At 52.6% G+C, this 20711-nt stretch carries 13 protein-coding genes and 2 pseudogenes; 12 read left to right on the forward strand and 3 right to left on the reverse strand.

Translation table 11 applies throughout. The features are described 5' to 3' along the window. Positions 1-211: pseudogene (locus IEY38_RS21455) on the reverse strand (hypothetical protein); the annotation flags it as partial. 440 nt (positions 212-651) lie between these two features. Between IEY38_RS21455 and IEY38_RS20150 the strand changes: the two are divergent. The 6 genes and pseudogenes from IEY38_RS20150 to IEY38_RS20175 all read left to right on the forward strand — a co-directional run. Then, the gene (locus IEY38_RS20150; RefSeq protein WP_188980663.1) at positions 652-1197 is read left to right on the forward strand and encodes an HD domain-containing protein; all 546 of its coding nucleotides are present in this window, start codon (positions 652-654) and stop codon (positions 1195-1197) included. A gap of 172 nt (positions 1198-1369) precedes the next feature. Beyond that, the gene (locus IEY38_RS20155; RefSeq protein ID WP_188980665.1) at positions 1370-3046 is read left to right on the forward strand and encodes a transposase; all 1677 of its coding nucleotides are present in this window, start codon (positions 1370-1372) and stop codon (positions 3044-3046) included. Positions 3047-3401: 355 nt separating this feature from the next. Continuing rightward, positions 3402-4424 carry a tyrosine-type recombinase/integrase gene (locus tag IEY38_RS20160; protein WP_188980667.1) on the forward strand — a complete coding sequence of 341 codons (1023 nt, stop codon included), beginning with the start codon at positions 3402-3404 and terminating at the stop codon, positions 4422-4424. A gap of 106 nt (positions 4425-4530) precedes the next feature. Next, positions 4531-5349 carry a hypothetical protein gene (locus IEY38_RS20165; RefSeq protein WP_188980670.1) on the forward strand — a complete coding sequence of 273 codons (819 nt, stop codon included), beginning with the start codon at positions 4531-4533 and terminating at the stop codon, positions 5347-5349. A 329-nt stretch (positions 5350-5678) separates the two neighbouring features. Beyond that, the gene (locus tag IEY38_RS20170; protein ID WP_188980672.1) at positions 5679-7085 is read left to right on the forward strand and encodes a dockerin type I domain-containing protein; all 1407 of its coding nucleotides are present in this window, start codon (positions 5679-5681) and stop codon (positions 7083-7085) included. After that, positions 6976-7287 (forward strand): annotated as a pseudogene (locus tag IEY38_RS20175) (tyrosine-type recombinase/integrase); the annotation flags it as partial. The gene IEY38_RS20170 and the pseudogene IEY38_RS20175, both read left to right, overlap by 110 nt. 94 nt (positions 7288-7381) lie before the next feature. On the opposite strand, the gene IEY38_RS20180 reads toward IEY38_RS20175, so the two are convergent. Continuing rightward, positions 7382-8236 (reverse strand): hypothetical protein, encoded by an 855-nt coding sequence (locus tag IEY38_RS20180; protein ID WP_188980830.1) that lies wholly within the window; start codon positions 8234-8236, stop codon positions 7382-7384. 196 nt (positions 8237-8432) lie between these two features. Between IEY38_RS20180 and IEY38_RS20185 the strand changes: the two genes are divergently transcribed. From IEY38_RS20185 to IEY38_RS20200, 4 genes are all read left to right on the forward strand, one after another. Further along, positions 8433-12584, forward strand: coding sequence for a VWA domain-containing protein (locus tag IEY38_RS20185; RefSeq protein ID WP_188980674.1), 4152 nt, complete (start codon positions 8433-8435; stop codon positions 12582-12584). Between the two features lie 882 nt (positions 12585-13466). Beyond that, positions 13467-13868: a hypothetical protein gene (locus IEY38_RS20190; RefSeq protein ID WP_188980676.1), complete on the forward strand. Its 402-nt coding sequence runs from the start codon at positions 13467-13469 to the stop codon at positions 13866-13868. Positions 13869-14257: 389 nt separating this feature from the next. Beyond that, positions 14258-14605 carry a hypothetical protein gene (locus IEY38_RS20195; protein ID WP_229775401.1) on the forward strand — a complete coding sequence of 116 codons (348 nt, stop codon included), beginning with the start codon at positions 14258-14260 and terminating at the stop codon, positions 14603-14605. A 379-nt stretch (positions 14606-14984) separates the two neighbouring features. Beyond that, a complete protein-coding gene (locus IEY38_RS20200) occupies positions 14985-15431 on the forward strand; it encodes a hypothetical protein (RefSeq protein ID WP_188980680.1) in 447 nt (148 codons plus the stop codon). Between the two features lie 876 nt (positions 15432-16307). Here IEY38_RS20200 and IEY38_RS21460 read toward each other — a convergent pair. Beyond that, positions 16308-17696, reverse strand: coding sequence for a DUF6498-containing protein (locus tag IEY38_RS21460; RefSeq protein ID WP_229775402.1), 1389 nt, complete (start codon positions 17694-17696; stop codon positions 16308-16310). Positions 17697-19181: 1485 nt separating this feature from the next. Between IEY38_RS21460 and IEY38_RS20210 the strand changes: the two genes are divergently transcribed. Together IEY38_RS20210 and IEY38_RS20215 are read left to right on the forward strand one after the other, a co-directional pair. Continuing rightward, the gene (locus IEY38_RS20210) at positions 19182-19559 is read left to right on the forward strand and encodes a hypothetical protein (protein ID WP_229775403.1); all 378 of its coding nucleotides are present in this window, start codon (positions 19182-19184) and stop codon (positions 19557-19559) included. 202 nt (positions 19560-19761) lie between these two features. Continuing rightward, positions 19762-20613 (forward strand): hypothetical protein, encoded by an 852-nt coding sequence (locus IEY38_RS20215; RefSeq protein WP_188980684.1) that lies wholly within the window; start codon positions 19762-19764, stop codon positions 20611-20613. Positions 20614-20711 lie beyond the last annotated feature (98 nt).

Below are 20711 nucleotides of genomic sequence, written 5' to 3' on the forward strand. Positions count from 1 at the left end.
GGTCGAACAACTCTTGGCCCCCTTTTGAAAGGTTACTGTACCTGAGCACCTTATCGTCGGGAGAGACATCCGATTCATCCACCTCCGTGACGAGAACTTGGGTCCCCGTATTGGGGGCAACGAAAAGAAGTAGGGCAGATATGACGAGTGCTGCGACTCCAATTATAATGAGAGCCCGGACACTGAATCGAAATCCTGCTGGTGTACCCATTTTAGAGACTATCTGAATCAAATCAGGGAGCTATCTTCAGTATCGTAATTCATCAAGCGAGGAAGCAATTTCATGTCCCGTGCAAGTGCCTATATTCTTTGTGGGAATTCACATGTGTGATTGCCAGTTCGACAAGACTAGGCGTTTGGAGAGCAATCTGAGCCAGTTCCCGGTCACTGAACCAGCCGAAACCACGCATCATAGCACCGCTAAACCCGCTGTAGTCTCAACTTCCAAGACACGACAGTAGTTGAGACCGCCAGTCTCAGTGTACACAATATGAAATCTAGTGGATCTTGGCTGAATTAACTGTTCAATCTGGATGCAAATTTCACGTGGGCAAGGAGTGAGTTAGGGGTCATTGGGGCAGTCAGAACAGATACTTCGGGCAGGTTGTGTCAAAAAGAAGTTTATAACCTATCTGTACTCTATTCGTACAGATGAGAGATTTAGGAGAGGATGAAGAAATTGAGCGTGCTATCCAATATCTAGTGCACTCGTTCGAATCTTCGGGCGATAATCCGAAACCAGTGATACTCCACAGTACAAGAGTGGGAATGAATCTTTATAACAGAGATTACGACAAGTCCATCGTCATCTCTGGTTTTCTCCACGACCTGCTAGAGGATACAGACGTGGCTTCTGATGAGATCAGTTCGGAGTTCGGAGAGGATGTTGCAAATATCGTGGAAGCCACTAGTTTCGACGGGAATATCGACGACTATCTCCAACAACATCTCGATATCTATGAAAGATGTTTTGAATTGGGACGAAGTGCGGTGATTGTCAAAGCTGCAGATATCCTTGATAACAGTGATTACTACGATTTGGGTGGCTCGGAGGTACTACAAAAGAACCTAATCAAAAAAATGGACTATTTCATCCAAAACTCTGAACCATATATCGGAGACGAGGACATACATCAGGAACTCAATGATAAGCTCCCTATAGTTAAGGAAAGAATGAATATAAAGACCGACAGCTGAAATTTACGACATATTTGAACTGTTCGGGCTGGCTACCGAGCCTAGAGTGCTCCGTTGCTGTTCTGTACTGACTACTGTCCACTCATACTGCTTAGCGATATTGAGAGCTGAATGTGTACTCTCTATTACCAGTTAGACGAATTTTTGGGCATGTCGTGGCCAATACCTTACAGTGGTTGCGAGTTGTGATTCTCAACGCAGTGTCTTTCGACGAATCGCCCAGCAATCATTTGTTGAATGGCCAGCATATGATTCGACGCCACTCTACGATCGGAGCTCTCTCGCCGCCTTGGAGGAAGACATCCGGGCCGTTGCCTCCACATGGTTCGACCACAAGGCCCACGATTCCGTCGACGAGTTCGTGTCTCACTACCCAATAGCGTATTTCAAGTTTCGACCACACGACTGGTATTCGGGAGCAACCCGGTACCAGATGACCCAACTGTTTCGACTGTTCCTACTCAAAGAACTTCACGGCTGGACTCATGAGACAGCACTCGTTACGTACCTCACCCACCACTCTGCACTCTGTGAGCAACTAGATCTAAAGACGGTCCCAGACCAGGCGACGCTGTGGCGCAGCTGGCACGATCGATTCACAACAGAGCTTCGCGAGACAATTGAGGCAGCCGCGCGGACGATTCTGATCAAAGCCCAAGACGCGGGCGTTGCTGTTCCACGCGAGCCAGAACGTCAGCTTCCATTTCACGGCGATGAACAAGAGGAATCAGATCCAGACACTCAAGCTATTCTCGACGAAGCGGCATCGATTACGGACCACATCGGCCACGTCGTTTTCCCGGCATTCTCACTGAATCGTGACAACGGCTGTGAGATCCACGAAAACGCTTACTGGGACTTACAAACATACCTCGGACTTCGTGAGAGTTTGGCTGCGAACGAAGGAGCCCGCAGCTTCGTCTACGAGTCAACTCGTGACCGGACACCGCTAGGTCACGCCCATCGCGAGCACATCCGCGACTTGTCGATTGAACAGATCCGGGAGATGTACCCGCAGGCTGTGAATCGACTATTGGATGAAGTAGCGGAGACGGAGGAGTTCCTCCGAGCTGGTATCGTTGCTATCGATATCACTGAAGCGGCCCCGTTCACAGGCGACAGGACCGGGCACGAAGACGAGATTATCGGCACGAAAGAAAAGACCGACGAGTACGCCTATCAGTGGGCTACCGTCCAATTAGTCGGCAATGCTGTCCCAATTGTGCTGGATGCTCGTCCTGTGCGAAGAGGTGAACCACGGAAAGAGATAGTGGAGGATCTGCTGGATTCAGCCCAAGACGCCGTTCACGTCGATAGCGTACTGATGGATCGTGAGTTCGACAGCCAGCACATTCTGGAGATGCTCAGCCAGCGTGGACTGTCGTATGTCGTCCCGAAACGAATGCAGACCAGCGAGAAAGCCCAAGCAAAGCGACTCCTGCAGCGCGGCCAGGATCGGTACGAGACCGACAGGAAACTTAATCTCGGGAAGAACGAGTGGCACGAGACGACACTGACCTATCGGCGGAAAGAGGACTCAAAGCACGACGACCACCGCCAGTACTCGGTGCTCATGTCCAATCGCGGTAGTGGCTTCCTCACTGAGTACGGGTATCGGTGGGAGATCGAGAGTGGGTACAAATCGATCAAGCGATTCATGGCCGCAACGACGTCGAAAGATTTCGGGTTGCGATTCTTCTATTTCGCGTTTGCGTGTCTGCTCTACTCGATCTGGCGGGCGGTTGATTTGCTCGTACAAGTCGAATTGACTGGTGAATACGAGCATTCGCCGATGGTGACGGCCGATAACACGCTGACGCTGTTGAAGAAGGAGACTGGAATCGGGTAGAGAGGGAACTCAATCCAGGTGATTGCGGAATTTGAGTGGATACACTATCGAAAATCTTCGGAACCTGGAAATATAGTCAGTAATACAACATGATTGGCTGATTGAGAACTAATCTGAATCTGTCCTCGGTCACTTAACCGTCCAAATACATACATTACAGCCCCGCTACACCCGTTGTAGTCTCAACTTCGGGACACGAAAATTTGGTATAGCAATATGTACTTTATCAATATCGGTATGTCAATTCTAAGCACCATAGAGGTGCTGAGACACCAGAATTCTGGTTCGTGGTTTGGGTTTGTATTATCTTAATAAGCACCACCAGTTTTACCCGGACCCCCGCTGTATGGGAAGCATGGATCGGCTTCCGCCTGAGTACGACGCTACTCCCGGGGATGATGCCCTCGAAGCAGCCATCGAGAAACGACTGGTCGATATCGACTCCGGACGTTACCGAACAAACGTCGCCAGCGTGCTGCGGAAGTTCGCGGCATGGAGTCGGGACCAGCATGGTATCACCGGTCCGGAAGAGATTGACGATGATCTCTGTCGACAATACGCTCGTGATCTAGCTCGAGCCGACGATCGGGACGATATCTCGCCGGAAACAGCACGGCGGTACTTCGCCTACGTCCGCTCGTTTCTCACCTGGGCCGTCTACGAGGGCCTGATACCGACGAACCCAGCCAAGACCAACCACGCTGAAGGCCCGCTTCCGACCGACGAGACCGAAACTGACCAGCAATATTGGACGACACGCGACCGCGAAGCCATCTGTGCCACTGCGACCGCTCGCGTCGACGAAGCCGGTGAGCACGAGGACGTCGATCGGGTGGCAGCTTATCGCGACCAAGCGCTCGTTTTCCTACTCGCCTACTCCGGAGCTCGCAGCGCAGAACTCGTCGCCGTCTCTGATGATGAAGAGCGGAACGGCCTGCGGTGGCGACACGTCAATCTTGATGCTGGCACGATGCAGGTGTTCGGCAAGAATCGAACCCGCGAGTCTGCACCGATTCTCGACGATGCGCTCCGCCCACTTCGACGCTGGAAGCAACTGCGAGAACCTGACGAAGACGAAGCCGTGTTTCCCAGACTCGATAACGCGGCGAAACCAATGGACCCAACACCGTCGATCACAACCCAGTCTGCCCGAAACATCCTCGCCGACCTCTGTGAGTGGTCTGAGTATGATTTCGAGGAACCGCTGAAGCCACACGGCGCTCGCCGGGGGCTTGGACGAGAAATCTATCGCGAGAACCCGCAACTGGCTCAAGACGTATTGCGACACAAGTCGATCGAAACAACGCACGAGGGCTACGCACAGGAAGCAGCGAAGCGTACCCGTGACGAAGCGAATGATATCATCGGCGGTGAGTAGGTTGGGACATCACCTCGGTAGAAGGAGGTAAGCGACACTTCAACTGATTTGTTCACCGAGATGGGGAAGAATGAGTATTATTTAACTCCCACGTGATTATCAACTGATGTCTGGAGACAACTTCTCAGAAGCAGTCCTCAACGCTGCCACTGACATTGTGGCTATTCTCAAAGAGTTCGGGCTAAGCGATCAGGACATACTTGATGCCATCATGGAATACGACGGTGACGCTGACTCACCAGTTGAAGCTGTGGCTGGCGAATTTAATATCTCGGCTCCAAGCGAGGGGGCGATATCTGCTAATAAGACAATGGTACTGCAAGATGTACTCAATCATAGTGAGTTAGGGGTGGTAACCGACAGTAGGTACGGTCACAAAGTAAATCTTGAACATCAGGTCGATGGTGCGGTGAATCGGTTTGGGTATGGATTCAACTTCCAGAGTATTGGCACTGACGAATGGGTCAGACTCAAATCAACCCACCCCAGAGCGTTCCGATTGGTCGTTACCGGGGAGAGTGGCGAGACGGTGACGACAGCCACATTCCGCTATCCCCCTGTTGACGACGAGGCTCAAAAGTCATACCAGCAGCAGGGAGCCCTCGGCGCAGCTCTGAACGACACTGTACTCAGTGATATCGGGCTTCACATGTGCTACCTTGATGAAGGAAGTGAACATTGGAAGTGGTTCATCATACCGAAGGCTACCCTCTCTAAGTTGGTTGAGACATACGGTGAATCATTGGCCGTTTTCGGCGAACCGCTTGTTCGACGCTGTCCAAGGTATACCTACAGCTGGAACCAGATTGATATTGATGAGGCAACTGATCACGAGGATGAATTCGGTGTCCCTGAACCGCCAACAACTTATAAAATCGAAGAGGCATACGATTTGAGTGAGCCGGCTTCACAACAACTGTGGTAGCTATTATCGACTACTAAGCAGAGACTAATCGGTGTGATATGAGTGGTCGCACTGTGCTGCTATCTCACTCTTGATCCATAGCAAATTCTCCTGTCTCGCGGAAAATAGTATACGGGTTCACCGCTAAACATGGCTATACAAAGGCCAGCTACTATTGCAAGTTGCTTTATTGAATATTTTTACTGAGTAAGTAGGATTAAGTACCCTAACAACTGAGATAAATAGCAACAGTACCTCTATTGAGACTTCATATGACAAGCTCAACAAGAAAACTACAGGCGTTGCTTGGTGTGTTGCTAGTACTAACTGTCGGTCTAATATTTGGGGTGATGGCCGGAATCTGGGCTGGTCCGTTAGAGACAGCCGAAAACGAATCGGCACAGACACCCACCTCAACAGCCGGAGACCAGGCGACCGGAGAAATATCGGCCAGTTGGAATGAGTCAACAGAACCGAGTGCGAGTGCCATTGAGCAGTTAGCGCCCCGGGAAGACGACTCTCAGCCGTACCCACTCGTCGGTGGACACCAGCCTACTGACCCAGATGGTGACGGGCTCTACGAAGATGTCAATGGCGATGGGGCTTTCAACACCGTCGACGCTAACGCACTGTCACGTCATCTGGGGACTACGGCAGCTGGTGCTAACTGGAGCGCGTATGATTATACAGGTGATAAGCGAACTGACGGCGAAGATGTCCAATGGCTCCTCGCGGCTACACGCTCGACACCCTCGAATGACACCGATGGCGATGGACTTCCGGATGCATACGAGCGAAACGTCACCGACACCGACCCCGACATAGCGGACTCCGACGGGGATGGTGTGATTGACGGCACAGAAGACTGGGATAACGATACGCTCCCAGCATACCGAGAATACCGACTCGACACTGACCCTCGAAGCAATGATACAGACGGTGACAGGCTCTCTGATGGCATTGAATCACGGCTCCCAAGCGTTGATCCGACCGACCCTGACACGGATGGGGACGGCGTACAGGACGGCGCTGCCGATCCAGATAACGATTCACTGAGCACCTACAACGAGACCGTCGCAGGTACCCTTAGCACCAACCCAGATACGGACGGTGATGGCCTGCTTGATGGGACAGAGGTTCACCAGCTCGGGACCGACCCACTCACCGCTGATACGGATAGTGACGGGCTTCCAGACGGCGAAGAAGTTCGCCTCGAAACAGACCCACTCGTGGCCGATAGCAACGACAATGGCGTTATTGATGGTCAAGAGAGCTATACCACGACGGCTACGAACGAGACACTCGGAGTCACACTGAGTCTGACTGGCAACGGTGACATCGGGAATGAAACGACCATTGCTCCCCAAGACGAACCACGGTTCAACACGTCCCGTGTGACGTATATGAGCGCATCGCCAGTTGTTGAGCTCACCTCCGAGCGAGACTTTTCCTCGGCTAATGTTACTCTGGCGTACAACGAAACGGGGGTTCAAAATGAGAGTCAGGACCTCGCCGTGTTCACATACGATCCTGAGATGGGGATTTTCGTCCCGTTAAACTCCACTGTCGACGCCGCTAACAACACAGTAACTGCGAAGACAACCCACTTCTCTACGTTCGCAGTCTATGATCTTACCAACTGGGCAGCGACGTACAACGCAACCGAGCCAGCCCGACAAACACACGGCGGTGGTGTTCAGCCCAACACCGTCAATCACAACGCAGTCAGCCCGAAACATCCTCGCCAATCTCTGTGAGTGGTCTGACTACGAGTTTGAAGAGCCGCTGAAGCCACACGGCGCTCGCCGTGGCCTTGGACGCGAACTCTATCGCGAGAACCCACAGCTGGCTCAGGACATCCTCCGACACAAATCCATTGAGGCGACCCACGAAGGGTATGCTCAGGAGGCTGCCAAACGGACCCGTGACGAAGCGAACGATATCATCGGCCGTGAGTAGGTTGCTGACATCTCTTCGCAAGGGACCAGACAGACGACACCTCAACTGAGCTGGTCAGCGAGGTGAGAACGTATCGTCTGTTCTGGAGTCGTTTCTACAACCGCCGGTAGATGATGATCCCACCGAGAACAGCCACGAGAATGCTCCCACCCACAAGCAGATTTGTCGGTGAGCCACCAGACGGCTCAACACTGTCGGTCGCTCTGGTCTGAGACGGTGCGTTCGTCGCGTCCGGCGTGATGGCCGGCCCACCGCCGGTCTGCGCCGAGGTTGACTGCTCGGTTGCCGTCTGTGTCGGTTGTTCAGTTGCCGCTGTCGTCGTTGTCGGCGTGTCACCAGGCGTCGGTTCCGTTACTGTCGGTGTGTCCGTCGGTGTTGCCGTGTCACCAGAGTCACTGCTGCTGGAATCACTGTCACCGTCACCGTCATCGCCATCATCATCGTCATCGTTACTATCGTCGGAACTGGAAGAGTCTGACTCGGTTGGTGTCTCCGTCGGAGTCGGTGTTGGCGTCTCCGTTGGGGTTGTTGTTGTGTCATTTCCGGACTCGACTGTCAGTGTTCCAGCGCGGACGCTGGTGACATTGTATGCGTTCCCGGATTCGTCACCAACGGCTGCAACAGTCAGGTCGACGTCGCTCGTTCCGACAGCCTCGCCGGTGAGCGTGACCGAGACAACAGGCGCTGAGCCAGTGTCGGCAGTATCCATGCCAGTCGCCGCAACGCGGACGCTGTTCGCTTCTTGTGAGGTCTGGACTGTGTCTGGATTCCCAGAAACAGTCGTGTTCGAAACTGTTGCAACTGACCCGCTGGTGCTTGCAATATCGATATCCAGCGAGCCGACTCCGTCTGTAGCAGACGTGACCACAATATCAACAGTGGTTGTGTTTCCAACGGCAACGCTGTCAGTCGATGGCTGGACGACGACACTGGTCGTTCCCGCCCCCATCGCGAGTCCCGCACAGAGGGACAACGCTATACAAAGGCCAGCTACTGTCGCAAGTTTCCTCATTAAATATACTACTCAGATAAGTAGGATTAAGTATTTTGATTACTGAATCAAACCAACAACAGTACCTCTGGTGGGGGTTTATATGGCAAGTCCAACGAGAAAATTACATGCGTTATTTGGTGTATTACTATTAGTGACTGTCGGTCCGGCTTCCGGGATGATGGCCGGAGTCGGGGCTGGCCCGTTACAGACGGCCGGCAATGATGCGTCTCTCACAGGTGCCGGAAACCAGGCTGTCACCACGGCCGGAAACGAACCAGCACAGACACAACCGACCCAAACACCCGCCGCAACGGCCGGTAATGAACCAACACGGACACAACCACAGACACCCGCCGCAACGGCTGGCAATCAGGCGACCGGACCACTTTCAACCAGCTGGAATGATTCAACAGAACCGAATGCGAGTGAAATTGAGCAGTTAGCGCCCCGAGAAAACGACTCTCAGCCGTACCCACTCGTCGGTGAGCACCAACCGACTGACCCAGATGATGACGGCCTCTATGAAGATGTCAACGGCGATGGCGCTATCAATATCGTTGACGTTGACGCACTGTCGCGCCATCTGGAGACTACAGCAGCCGGTGCTAACTGGAGCGCGTATGATTACACAGGTGACGATCGAACCGATGTCGGGGATATCCAGTGGCTCTTCGTGGCCACACGCGCGACATCGTCGAACGACACTGATGGCGATGGACTTCCGGATGCATACGAGCGAAACGTCACCGACACCGACCCCGACATAGCAGACTCTGACGGGGATGCCGTGATTGACGGCGCAGAAGACTGGGACAACGATACGCTCCCAGCATACCGAGAATACCGACTCGACACTGACCCTCGAAGCAATGATACAGACGGTGACAGGCTCTCTGATCAGGTAGAATCACGACTCCAGGGTGTTGATCCAACCGACCCCGACACGGATGGGGACAACCTTACTGACAGCGACGAACACAGACTCACGAAGACGGATCCCACAAAGCGAGACTCTGATGGCGACGGGGTCACTGACAACCATGCAGACCCCGATAACGATGGGCTCACACACAAAGAAGAATTGGCTGCCGGAACTCACCCGCTGTACGCCGACGTGGATAACGACGGCCTGACTGACCCAGAGGAACTCGAACTTGGAACTGACCCGCTCTCGCCTGATACTGACGAGGATGGGCTGACTGATGGCGATGAGAGAGCTGACCCGTTCAACACGGACCCACTGAACCCTGATACCGACGGAGACAGTGTCACAGATGGGAACGAGACCTACACTACGACTGCCGGCAACGAATCGCTCGGAGTCACCATCGACGTCACCGGCCAAGGCAACGTGGCCGATCGTGTCTCGGCTTCGGTCGACGACACCGGCCGATTCGACACCCCGCAGATGAACTCGGCTGCCGTGACGCCCGTCGTGGACATCGAGTCTGAAGAAGACTTCGACAACGCCTCAGTCACCTTCGAGTACAACGAATCGGCGGTGCCTCAGAGTGCCTCCGCACAGCTTGCAGTGTTCAGGTGGAACGAGTCGATACAGGGCTTCGAGCCGGTGAATTCCACGGTCGATACGAGCGCACAGACCGTGACAGCCGAGACACCCCACTTTTCGCGGTACGCGGTACTGAACGTCTCCCAGTGGAAGGACAGTTTCACGGCCGTTCCGGCTGACGAGTTCTCCGACAATCCCGAGGACAATACAACGCTCAAGCCCCTAGACGTGGTGCTGTTGATGGACACGACAGGATCGATGAAAGGGAACGACCCGAACGGGCTCGCCAAAGATGCGGGTGAAGAGTTCATGTCGAGCCTGCTGCCATCGGACCGCGCGGCGGTCCTGGAATTCTCCAATCGGGCGAACGTCATGCAACCGTACACGACCAACCACGATGCAGTCAACAGTTCCGTGATGGATCTCAACTATCGCGGTGGCCGTGGTGGGACGGCTATCGGCTTGAGTCTGGAGGATGCCATCGATTACAAGCGCAATAACAGTACCCCGGATCACCGTCGCGTCATCGTTCTCCTGTCTGACGGGCAAAACAAACAGGGCGTTGGATCGGATTCGTATACGGTTGCCCAGGCCGAGCGAGCCGCTCAAGAAAACATCACTGTCCACGCAGTTGGCTTCGGCGGCGCCGATGAAGACCTCCTGCAAGAGGTTGCCAACAGTACTGGTGGCCAGGCGTACTTCGCCGAGAGTGCAAGCGAATTGCCCGAAGTGTTTTCGCGGGTCGCGACAAATACGACCGGCGGACAGGACAGTGATGGTGACGGATTGCCAGACGAGACTGAAACTGGCGGGTTCACGGCGGAGACGCTGCCGATGACCGTCGAGCCGTTCTCGACTGATCCGACACAGAAGGACACCGATGGTGATGGACTACTAGACGCCGAGGAGATCAGCGCCGTGCACAGACAGTCCCACGCGTTCACGGTCGTCACTGATGGTGACGCTGTCTCGCAGTCAGTGAAAGGCGGCTACTGGCGGATCAACAGCAATCCGACGAAGACCGACACCGACGGGGATACGATAAACGATTCGACGGAAGTCAACGGGTGGACCATTTCGGTGATCAATAAGACCGGCCACACCGACCCGTATCGGTACGACTACGCCTGTGAAACGGACGATGGGTGTGAAGCCCAGTCGGATTCCATCCGTGTGACGTCGGACCCGAAAACGCCACATTCGGATGACGATGGTCTGACCGACCCCGAAGAGAAGAATCTCACGCACACCGATCCGAGCGCGGAGCGAACGTACAACATTACTACCGAGCGGTCAGAGACGTTCGAGCAGGTGTTCGATGGCAGAGGGTCCTACCCACGAACGAACCTGCAGAACCAGATGGGACTGGACACTGATCGCATGCAGGGCGTGGACGACCTCTCGGATCCGGAGTTCACGGACGCAAGCGATTCATTCGACTTCGTAACGACCGACCAACGTGGGCTAGATCAGTTCGTCTTCAGAGGGCTGGATGGCACCCCGCAGACGGATCACTGGATTTCGAACAAGAAAGAGATCCGCACGGCGAATCCGGATCATCGGCAACCAGATGCAGATCCGGCCCTGGGCTCTGAGACTGATCCCTGGGACCCTGACACCGACGATGATGGACTCACTGATGGACAGGAGATTGATGGAGTGCAGGACGGTTCGTCCGGCTCGGTCTACAAAACAGACCCAACGGACCCAGATACCGACGGTGACGGCTACTGGGACGGCTGGATCGGCGTCTACGACGTTGGGCACACTGACAACGTGGTGCTGTATCGCGAACACTTAGAGGACGATGATGGAAGTGGTGCACCGAGCGGGATTCAGGGAGACGAGATCGTGGATGCCCAAACTGGCGTCCACAAAATCGATCCAAGTGATCCGATGACTTCGTCGGCATTTGGCGCACAGTACAACGGTGACCGTGTCCACTCAAACGTGCATATTGGAGAACGTCAATGGGGAACAGACCCAACGACAGTAACGAGTCGGTCCGAGACGACAATCGGTGTGGAAGTAGACTGGTTGAAGGGGAAGAATCCGTATTCGATGACGGTTGCAGGGACGAACTGGAACGTGATCGAAGCGACTCAGTTGAATTATCGCCTCTACGGCATCAACTTCCAGTTCTACCGATCTGATGAAGGAATCTCAAAGCAATCGCTTCGGAACGTCTGTCGATATGGTCTCCGACAAGATGGCGGGTACGGAGTCAAGAAATACTGTCTCGAACCGGATAGCTTCAATGCCTGGGAAGGTGACGTGGTGGAAGATAACTTCCACGACGACACCTCCCGCGTCCATCTGTTCTGGACGAATCGGTACGGCGCGGACAGGCCACAGTACATCCCACACGATACACCTGGTCAAATTCCGAGTTCCGTTGCCGGTCTCACTGGGCACACCGGGTCGCCGACGCAGGTTGCCATCATCGAAAACGGATTCGGGACACCGTATGGTGTGATGATGCTCGACGATACACTGAACTCCCCGTCGGCAAAACATCGTGTCCTGATGCACGAGATGGGGCACGTTCTTGGGGCTGGGACTGCAGACGATAACGCTGCGAGGATTGGAGAGTGTTATAGTGGGAGAGATTGTGTTATAGACACCAGCATCACCGGCGGAGTGGATAAAACACCTGAGCGAGTATCGATTTTCGGTGGACCAGAGTGGCCTGTCATGGGCGATTCAAGATATATTGACACCGCTCGGGCTGGGTTTAGCATCGAAGAGTTGAGTACAATTGATATGGAGGATCTCCCGAGTACCGATGACTAACCAGATTACCCGGCGTCATCTACTTTGTTGTGGCTTTGCAGGTGGCGGTTTATTGGTTAGCGGCTGTTTACAGCACAGTCGGCTCCGTTCACTAGAGTTTCGGCGAATAAATGTTGAAAATCAAACCAATAGTGAATACGATATCCGTGCAGACGTTGTTGCTGATGGGCGCGCTGCTACTTCTGAGTGGGCAACATTTCATAATGTTTCTGTTGTCGGATACACTCGCTCAGGGACAGTTGTTTGCCAAGAAAATATCGGGACCGTCTCCCCAAATGGCTCCCCACAAACAGTTCAATTGTCGTGTGAGGAAATACCGCCGTTGTTCACGTTCACTGCGGACGAGTCCCCCTGTGACCAGGAAACGTGGATCGGAATATATCAATATAGGAATGCGGAAAAGGGCGTTGATTACTGGGAATTGCGTAGGAAGGAATGCGATGAGCCGTCACTTCCTCCAGTTGCTGAAAATGAGTAATGATACAATCTGTCTGTTTAATTAACATATAAACGGCTAACATTAAATCCCGAAGAGGACTGCTGCTGCTGTTTCTGAATATTGGCAACAATCTCCACTTCTCAGGCACTGGTTTTCCAAGAGCTACTGAGGTGTGTGAACCGTTTTATGACACCCTGTGATTAGTAGAGAAATCACAGGAAGAGAAGATCAAACGCCCGAAGAGACATCGAGGTTCCAAGACAACTCTTGGCCGATCATGGGTGATAGTTTTATTGCCAGCCCCGGCCGTACTGTGTTTAGTATTGAAGAGCTGACCACAGTAGATACCGATGACTTACCTAGTGTCGATGATTGAAGATATCTCACGGCGGACGATCATCAGAAGCATTTTCGGAGTGTTGCCAATGGCTGTGGCTGGGTGTATGTCTGAGCCGCGAAATAGAAACTTGGGATTCAAGACATTAAGTATAATCCCTGTTGACAGCGGAAAATTCAAACTAGAGGGAGAGGTTAGAAGCTCTTCACGCAATGCTGATGAAAATTGGGCAACATTCCATAATGTATCTGTTGTAGGCTATCAATCTTCGAAAAGTGTTGTCTTTCGTAATTATATCGGAACTGTCACGCCAGGATATGATGGAATCCGAAACATATCAACTGTGACTGAAACACTTCCAAAATTCATTACGCTAGTCGCCGACGAAACTCCTTGCGATGATTCAACGGACATTAGCATCCTCACATTAAATGAGGGTGAAAAAACATATTCGGAAGCTCGTCATCGGAAATGCAAGGAGCCAGAACTTCCCCGGATACCTGAATGACCTCAAAAAATTAGTTCTAGATGCACAACCAGCGAACCTAGGTACTGTTGCTGACAGACTTGCAGAGTAGTCCGGATTAACCGAAGCACGCAATAAAAGTGCTCACACGTGGCTGTCGGCCGAGCGTGAACTCGCTGCAGGGACGGACCGTGGGAAAACATTCAGTCGTGGAAGATCATGCGTTCGGGTTGGTCAGATGAAGTCGTCCATACTCACGACAGACGGATTTACTATGCATTCAATATTGAAGAAGTAGCCACTACGAAAGAACCATGAAAGATCCAAATTCCAAACTGATTGTTCTGTCTTTGGTCATCATATTGGTGGCCTTAAGTGGATGTAAGGCTGGCAATCCAGTATATAATGGGAGTATTCGGTTCAGTGGCGAAATGACTGCTGTTGAAGATGAATTCATAATGGAAGGCGATCTCGACAATGAGGGGATTGCGAATATGACCTTCAATAATCTCAATGTGTACTTGTACTATGCAAATGGAACCCGGATCAAAAAGCATCATATGGGAGATCTATCCACAACTGTCCCAGTAACTATTCGTAGTACACAGATTCCGGACTACGTCATTATAGACTCCCCAGATTTTTGGAGCACATCAAAAGTGGAGGTCGCATACTATGAAAAGCGAAAATCGGGGAACTATACCGAATCTATCGTAACGGAGCGTGATGACTTACCAGTTAATCCGAGACACCGAAATATAAAATATCGGCCGTGGTGAATCGCCGGACATAGCGTGATTGTCAGGTGTCACGGCTCGCTTGATGATGTAGCCGACACTTTTCAGGACGAGTTCGCAGAACTCACGTTACTGAGCACAAACGATAGAGAAGTTGGAAGATGATTGATCGCAACGTTGGAGTCGGGGCTATAGCACTTGTCGGAATCCTGGCTGCTCTGGGCCTGCTCGTTGCGGCGTCTCAGGAGTCAGGACCATCGCAGAGATCACCGACAGTGATGACCCGGCAGGTCAGATAGCCACTCGATGGAAACGTCGAATGGAGCGTAATGTCTTCAGGCTGGGATAGAGACTAGGTGACGCAGCTAATGGACGGACGGTACTACTCTTACAGTGTTGAAGAACTTTTTCTAGTCACACAATGAGCGAAGCAAATCAGATTGGTATCATCGTCACGCTGGTGCTTCTCGTCTCGACAGCTGGCTGTACGTATCCGGAGGCAACTGAGAACAGTCTCGAATTCAGCGGCACTATCGAACGATCGGCTGGTCAGTTCAATATGGACGGAGATGTCCATGTGGACGGGACAAACGACCGCGATGTCGAAGATATAGCTATTGTCCTGTACGATGATACCCAATCTGAACTCAAGCGGGTTCCTGTTGACCTGATTTCGAGCAATCCCGATGGTTCGTATCCTTCCCGGCAATCGGTCAATATTACTACTGATAAACAGCCGGAGTTTGTGCTCATTGAATCACCAGACGCATGGAATGCGGGCGTTCCATCGGAAGCGTACCAATGGACTGGCGACCACTACACCACATACTGGGTTGAAAATGAGGACGATCGGTTCCCATCCGACTAATTCCACCTGCAATGATACCGACGGAGAGGGACTGCCTGACGCCGAGGAGATCAGCGCCGTGCACAGACAGTCCTACGCGTTCACGGTCGTCAGTGTTCCTTGCGTTGTGTCTGCGGCTCGTCGTTGCAATCACCAACTTCGAGCGAGGAACCGAACCGGGCTTTGAGAAGCTATGAGATGGATTCTATGACACGCTCCAATTAGACCAACCACCGTACTCAGTGGTCACACCACTGACGACGCACACGCTACTGACGCCGTCAGTATCAAAACGGTGCTTGAGAACGGAAAGTAACAAGACTGAGTTCACTACAGATCAGGTGTTTGGGTGCGGGCTGTAGTGTAAATCGCCTAGCTCATTGCACACTTCTTGGAGGTTTACCTCCCTGTCCAAGCGGGGATACGGTCGTCTTGCAAACAGGTCTGTTCGAAGAGCTTAGAGACACAGCGGCTCAACAAAATTCCGTGAGTTCCGAGAAATCGCTCTAATGTGTGTCGTTTACCACATCAAACGTGCCGTGAAACAGTAAATGCAACCGCCCCATAGCGATTCAACACAGTCTTATATTTTTTATCCCGCTTTTTGACACGATCAACCCCAACCAAGTCGTGATAGCCCCACCGAAGAGCTCGAGTAGAAACTCACCGATAGCCAATATAGAAATTCCAAACCGCATAAGAAACCCGAAAACATTGCTGAGGAACATGCCTCAGATTTCTGTTCCCCGGTTATTAGAGCTACTGTACCCGCGGCTGCAGTAGGCAACTTGCATACTGACCGTGGCTACGGACATGATGAAGTTTAGCTAACGGTGATTTATTAGTCGCTGCGCCGGAGTCCCCACACTCCACTGATGGCTCGGCGAGGAGTTCCACTTAGATCCGAGACAGCGCGACGTACAACAAGATACCCGCGTGAACTACTGCGAAGGGTCCGATAACAACCAGTGAAGCGTAGGCTGTCCCAGAGTCGACTCCCGGGGCCAGAAACAGCCCAGCTGGAACTGCGAGAAAAAAGAGCAACAAGCCGCCGGCAGCCGCGATGATCGTTGGATCTCGGTCTGGCCGATCCGTTTGATACACTGGTAGATCCAACGTCTCGATAGCTCCGTCGAGATCAGATAGCGGGCCGAACTGCACGCTACCTTGATTGACCGAATCAACCCCGGCGATCCGTAGCCGCCCCGTGCTGCGAAGCCGGTCGACGATAGCATTAATCACGGAGAAATCGGTTCTTGGACCGACCTTAGCGATCCATTGCGGGGACTCCAACAATCGGTCGTAGGCGACCAGAAACTCACCCCGGCGCTGGTACTCAATTGTTCCGTACCGTAGATAAAAACTCAGTATACGAACTCCAACGATACAGAGAACTACGACCGAAAGCAGCCCGATCCAGACCGGGTTCCCGATCTGTAACGCGATGACAAACGCCGCGACAGTGAGAACTGTGAACCATGAGGTTAGTGCGAACCCGACGGCGCTGAGACTTCCCAGTAGAACCGATCTCTTATCGACAGTAACACTAGCCTCCACCGGCTCTTCAGGCATTGTGAGTTCCGGTGGCGGTTCGCTTTCAGGCAAATCATCTGATAGGTCCAGATCCACGCTAAGAGATGACCCGCCGATATGATCCGCGTAGAACCGGTAGAGTGAGCTGAGCGTTTTCCCGACGACGAGCCCGGTTAGCAACGTCATTCGACCGGCTCGGGACCCGCCCAACGTGAGAAACCCGATAAAGAGGAGCACTAAGGTCAACTGTGCTGGTGTCCGGATCAGCTCTTGTGCGGACACGTCGCGGTACTCATCGGTACCAATGTACTCGACCACGAACTCTTCGACCTGTGAGAGGACCAACGCCACGATACTCACTATGAGGCCCACTGAGAGCTGAATTGTAGGTCCGAGCGTCAAAAGATAGACAAGGCTGATTGGCCCGATGAACCCGAACCAAACCCCTAGCACCATTAGCGCGAAGGGGATATTTCGCGGGTATATTGGCGGCCAGTCCGAATAGATCTTGAAACCACCGCGTTTCTCCCGAAGTTCATGTAACGGCTCGTGCTGCCCGGGGCGTCCCGGAGAACCTTGCTTAGCGAACAACGCCTTCGTAGCTGCGATAAGGACTGAACAGGCGGCCTCAGCTGTGTAGACGACGAGTAATAGCCAGAGGTCCCAGCCCCAGACAGTGACTCCGACCAGCGGAATACAGTTCGCAACGATTAGGCCTAGACCGCGGACGGAGGCCGGGAATCGCTGGGTCATGATTGAGGACGATCAATTCATTATACTTGAATAATAAACATACTTCGAATTCGATAGGACAGCTGAACCGAAGCCCGGTTATTCTGAAGATGAAAAAAGCGGACACTGGACCGGTCAGTAGTGGTCCAATCAGAGTTGGGCACTGAGATTCCAAGTTTGTGGGCAATCACCGTTACAGGACCGCTAAAATGAATTAGTGGGTATACACCACAGCAACCTCTCTCTGGGGATACCGGATTTCAACCCCACGAGGGTCGTCTGAAATCTGGACTTCCACTGTTACTCTTGGCTTTGAGCGGTTGACATCAAGAGAAGGTATGCAATGACACCAGTGGTCCAGACAAGGACTCCGGCGACCTCTGGTGTTTGTAATTCAACATATTTGGTGAGTGCTAATGGGCTTATACTCAGCCCGAACATCCCAACTGCATGGCCAAGTCTGTGTGGATGTTTCCGAAACGTGATATGTTCTTCTAGCAACGGGATATCGAACGAGAAATAAAAGTACACACTACCGGCGTACACTGCTGCAATGCCAAGCGCGAAGAACCAATCCGGAAGCAAGAATCGGTAGACGAGGCTGCCGATAGCGAGGCCACACACTAAAGCGAATAGGAGGGACTTGTTTGGAGACATGGGTTACGCTCTGACCAACGTGTGCGTAGCCTTGGTGTACAGCTACTTTAGATCCCATCACTCTGCGCAATAGCCATGCCCGGCCAGACACGTCGTCTCAGCAAAGATATGTGCGAGGACGTGACACAGAGATACTGGAATAATCAGTCAGCAGGTAGTTTACCAACTACCGCGATGCATGCAGAAGGCACGTTCAGACCCTACGTATTCGAGTTGATTCGCTCGAACAGTGTTTCCACTTGGCCGACGAACCACTGGGCACTGCGGTTCCGAGGCCGAGATCCCGCAACTGAAACCGTTACTCGAACGCGTCCCGACGTACCAGACATGACGACGACTCGGTTCGAGAGCGTAACGGACTCCTCGATGTCATGAGTTGCGAACAACACTGTCTTGTTGGTATCACGCCAGATCTCGGGTAGTTCGCGTTGCAATTGGCGGCGAGTCCGCATATCCACACTTTCGAACGGCTCGTCCAACAACTGGATATATAGGGGAGTTGAGACGGGGCAGGATGTCCCGACGGACCCCTCCCACTGGGCACTAGACAGTTCGGAACAGAGTAGAATCACGCCCGTAGACTCACGTCGTGCAACGCCATAGATAACACTCTCAGTATATTTAGTGCCAGAATACTGTCTAACGTTGTACTTAATCAGATCATTTAATATTAACCGCGTTGATTAACGAAATATGCGCGATCTCCTCAATGAAGAAACATATATTGTGCGGTTCGAAGGGATACGGGATGGGTACCGGGCAGAATTCAAACATCCGGAAATGTTAGAGAAAAAGAGCGCGGATGTTGCCTCTTACGAGTTTTGCGACGTTGACTACACACTGTTACCGATGGAGGGGCGCCATCACAGCGCTCTGTATTCGATTCGGCTCAGGCTGAGTGCAGAGCCGACTGACACACCAGACGAAATCGGCGAGACCGTCTCCAGTGCTGTGCTTGACCTTGAAACTCTTGACGAGGACAAGCATATTCTTGTTCGCGGCTGGGACGACGAAGAGAACCTCCTCGTCAGACACCTCCATTTTTCCTCGTGGTGGGACGGCCACGACGCCTCCGAATACGAGTATCTGACCATCGAACTCGAATATCTCCACCAGACACGAAGCGAACCCGATCCAGACCCGGAATATATCGAGGACTGCCGACAGTCGTTCCAGAAACAGATCGACCGCTTCGACGGGATTGCTGTCGACGATACTGCGTTCTAGCGACGACCGGTCCACGTCGCGACGATACTCACTGCCATCGGCATCAAGAGCAGGATCTGGAAAGGCCGTCCCCACGTGTCCCCACCAACTGAATCGATAGAAACGCTGCTGGAAACTGTGTTATCGACCACTTGAGTCTGAGACACAGGGGTATAAATTACAGTAAGTAAGTTATGAAGATAGTGAGTGGATGGCTACAAACATGATATACATGGAAGATTTCGCCACGGCAGAAAAAGAAGAAGTCGAAGGGAGATTTGATCTCTCGACAGGAGCTATATCACGAGTTCACATAGCAAAAGAGTTCTTACCAACCAAGGGTCGATACATCCGAGCATGGTATCGGCTCTCGGTCTCGATCGAGCCCCATTCAGCAGAGAAGAACACCGAATCAGTCACTGGCCCGCGAACGGCTGTCCTTCGACTCTGGGGAGATACTTTGAAAGAGTACAATCACATCGACCTCTGCTCTGATGCTGATACTGAAACTATTCGTGGACATGTCAGTCTTGAGCCGTTTATCCTCTCATGGACTGGGGACGACGACATGGAACGCGTACCAGACGAGTGCCAAGTTACACTTGCGATCGAGTACGACCCCGGCAAGACACTACGTCGGACATCATACCCAGACATAGTGAGAGAAGCGGACCCAGATATCGGGTATCGAACAGCGCTTTCGGAGACCGAAATCACCGTCGATTACAGAGGCCAGATTGAGGGAGAGGGCTGGAATCACCGATTCCCTATGGATATCAAATACGTGTACCCGATCGACGGCCGACTACTTGTCTTGCTTCGGGAGGACACTGAGGGCGTTAGCAATCCAGATATAGCGTGTGATACCGCCCGAAACGTCGTCTGTTTTGACTCGAACGGTGATGTGTTATGGAGAGCGCAACCGAGCAAGGCCGACGATGGCGACCACACTTACTACCGCTACCTCTGGCGCTACGACGACCGGCTTATGACGAGAACGGCTGCTCAATCGTACGTAGAACTGGACCCCGAAACCGGGTCGATCATCCAGACAACTCCCATGTACCCGGGTTAGGGAAGAGAATGAGTACAAAAGAACTGCTGACGCTGTTCAAACGCGAGACTGTCGCCAGCTAATATACATGGCATTTGTTGAGTTCACATTTACTGCAT

This window comes from Haloarcula sebkhae (genome assembly GCF_014647415.1).
GTDB classification, from domain to species: Archaea; Halobacteriota; Halobacteria; order Halobacteriales; family Haloarculaceae; genus Haloarcula; species Haloarcula sebkhae.

Bases quoted from the DNA above. Each gene is read 5' to 3' on its own strand.
- IEY38_RS20150 (WP_188980663.1), top strand. From the start codon at position 652: ATGAGAGATTTAGGAGAGGATGAAGAAATTGAGCGTGCTATCCAATAT.
- IEY38_RS20160 (WP_188980667.1), top strand. From the start codon at position 3,402: ATGGATCGGCTTCCGCCTGAGTACGACGCTACTCCCGGGGATGATGCC.
- IEY38_RS20165 (WP_188980670.1), top strand. From the start codon at position 4,531: ATGTCTGGAGACAACTTCTCAGAAGCAGTCCTCAACGCTGCCACTGAC.
- IEY38_RS20170 (WP_188980672.1), top strand. From the start codon at position 5,679: ATGGCCGGAATCTGGGCTGGTCCGTTAGAGACAGCCGAAAACGAATCG.
- IEY38_RS20180 (WP_188980830.1), bottom strand. From the start codon at position 8,236: ATGGGGGCGGGAACGACCAGTGTCGTCGTCCAGCCATCGACTGACAGC.
- IEY38_RS20190 (WP_188980676.1), top strand. From the start codon at position 13,467: ATGTCTGAGCCGCGAAATAGAAACTTGGGATTCAAGACATTAAGTATA.
- IEY38_RS20195 (WP_229775401.1), top strand. From the start codon at position 14,258: ATGACTGCTGTTGAAGATGAATTCATAATGGAAGGCGATCTCGACAAT.
- IEY38_RS20200 (WP_188980680.1), top strand. From the start codon at position 14,985: ATGAGCGAAGCAAATCAGATTGGTATCATCGTCACGCTGGTGCTTCTC.
- IEY38_RS21460 (WP_229775402.1), bottom strand. From the start codon at position 17,696: ATGACCCAGCGATTCCCGGCCTCCGTCCGCGGTCTAGGCCTAATCGTT.
- IEY38_RS20210 (WP_229775403.1), top strand. From the start codon at position 19,182: ATGGAGGGGCGCCATCACAGCGCTCTGTATTCGATTCGGCTCAGGCTG.
- IEY38_RS20215 (WP_188980684.1), top strand. From the start codon at position 19,762: ATGATATACATGGAAGATTTCGCCACGGCAGAAAAAGAAGAAGTCGAA.